Source organism: Candidatus Enterococcus wittei, assembly GCF_002140175.1.
In the GTDB taxonomy this organism is placed as follows: Bacteria; Bacillota; Bacilli; order Lactobacillales; family Enterococcaceae; genus Enterococcus_B; species Enterococcus_B wittei.
On record NZ_NGMO01000005.1, the window covers coordinates 89,438 to 90,804 of the forward strand.

The following is a 1,367-nucleotide window of genomic DNA, read 5'->3' on the forward strand; positions in this document are numbered from 1 at the left end:
CGGTTCCGACGGGAATCGAACCCGCGATCTCCTGCGTGACAGGCAGGCATGTTAACCCCTACACCACGGAACCAGTGTTTTTAGTTTTTAATTGCGGGAGCAGGATTTGAACCTACGACCTTCGGGTTATGAGCCCGACGAGCTACCAGACTGCTCCATCCCGCGATAATAGTAAAAAGGAGGATAAGGGATTCGAACCCTTGCACGGTTTTACCCGCCTGACGGTTTTCAAGACCGTTCCCTTCAGCCGGACTTGGGTAATCCTCCGTTATGAAAATTACAACGTCACTATGGACCTTGTAGGACTCGAACCTACGACCGGACGGTTATGAGCCGTCTGCTCTAACCAACTGAGCTAAAGGTCCAGGCTCTTTAAAAATCGCGGCGGAGGGGATCGAACCCCCGACCTCCCGGGTATGAACCGGACGCTCTAGCCAGCTGAGCTACACCGCGTAAAAAGATATTCATTATCCAATGAAATGGAGCCTAGCGGGATCGAACCGCTGACCTCCTGCGTGCAAAGCAGGCGCTCTCCCAGCTGAGCTAAGGCCCCGTGAAACTTAATACTAATCGGGAAGACAGGATTCGAACCTGCGACCCCTTGGTCCCAAACCAAGTGCTCTACCAAGCTGAGCTACTTCCCGTAAAACTAACGCGCCCAAGAGGAGTCGAACCCCTAACCTTTTGATCCGTAGTCAAACACTCTATCCAATTGAGCTATGGGCGCATATTTGTAATGCCGAGGACCGGAATCGAACCGGTACGGTGATCACTCACCGCAGGATTTTAAGTCCTGTGCGTCTGCCAGTTCCGCCACCCCGGCGCGTTTCAATGGCAAAGCGGAAAACGGGGTTCGAACCCGCGACCCCCACCTTGGCAAGGTGGTGCTCTACCACTGAGCTATTTCCGCGTATTTACGATGCCGGCTAAAGGACTTGAACCCTCGACCCTCTGATTACAAATCAGATGCTCTACCAACTGAGCTAAGCCGGCAACTTGATATGATTAAATTCATATGATGCGGGTGAAGGGACTTGAACCCCCACGCCGTAAGGCGCTAGATCCTAAATCTAGTGCGTCTGCCAATTCCGCCACACCCGCAAAAATATGAGCCGTACAGGGCTCGAACCTGTGACCCTCTGATTAAAAGTCAGATGCTCTACCAACTGAGCTAACGGCTCATATGGAGGTTAACGGGATCGAACCGCTGACCCTCTGCTTGTAAGGCAGATGCTCTCCCAGCTGAGCTAAACCTCCAAAGATAACGATAAGCGTGGCGACGTCCTACTCTCACAAGGGGCAACCCCTCACTACAATCGGCGCTAAGAAGCTTAACTTCTGTGTTCGGCATGGTTACAGGTGTATCC

General features: G+C 52.5%; 14 tRNA genes and 1 other annotated feature. All 14 genes read right to left on the reverse strand.

The features are described 5' to 3' along the window. The 14 genes from A5844_RS12765 to A5844_RS12830 all read right to left on the reverse strand — a co-directional run bounded on the left by A5844_RS12765 (window position 1) and on the right by A5844_RS12830 (window position 1,257). Window positions 1–73: transfer RNA gene (locus tag A5844_RS12765), tRNA-Asp, on the reverse strand. A gap of 18 nt (window positions 74–91) precedes the next feature. Next, window positions 92–165, reverse strand: a tRNA-Met gene (locus A5844_RS12770). A 12-nt stretch (window positions 166–177) separates the two neighbouring features. Continuing rightward, window positions 178–267 (reverse strand) — tRNA-Ser (locus A5844_RS12775). Between the two features lie 24 nt (window positions 268–291). Then, window positions 292–365 (reverse strand) — tRNA-Ile (locus tag A5844_RS12780). A gap of 14 nt (window positions 366–379) precedes the next feature. Then, window positions 380–453, reverse strand: a tRNA-Met gene (locus tag A5844_RS12785). Window positions 454–480: 27 nt separating this feature from the next. Beyond that, window positions 481–553, reverse strand: a tRNA-Ala gene (locus A5844_RS12790). Between the two features lie 17 nt (window positions 554–570). Then, window positions 571–644 (reverse strand) — tRNA-Pro (locus A5844_RS12795). A gap of 9 nt (window positions 645–653) precedes the next feature. Beyond that, a tRNA-Arg gene (locus A5844_RS12800) sits at window positions 654–727 on the reverse strand. A 10-nt stretch (window positions 728–737) separates the two neighbouring features. Beyond that, window positions 738–823: transfer RNA gene (locus tag A5844_RS12805), tRNA-Leu, on the reverse strand. Between the two features lie 15 nt (window positions 824–838). Next, window positions 839–910: transfer RNA gene (locus A5844_RS12810), tRNA-Gly, on the reverse strand. 10 nt (window positions 911–920) lie between these two features. After that, window positions 921–993 (reverse strand) — tRNA-Thr (locus A5844_RS12815). A 26-nt stretch (window positions 994–1,019) separates the two neighbouring features. After that, window positions 1,020–1,101, reverse strand: a tRNA-Leu gene (locus A5844_RS12820). Window positions 1,102–1,108: 7 nt separating this feature from the next. Then, window positions 1,109–1,181 (reverse strand) — tRNA-Lys (locus A5844_RS12825). A gap of 3 nt (window positions 1,182–1,184) precedes the next feature. After that, a tRNA-Val gene (locus A5844_RS12830) sits at window positions 1,185–1,257 on the reverse strand. Between the two features lie 24 nt (window positions 1,258–1,281). Next, window positions 1,282–1,367 (reverse strand) — a sequence feature (5S ribosomal RNA rRNA prediction is too short).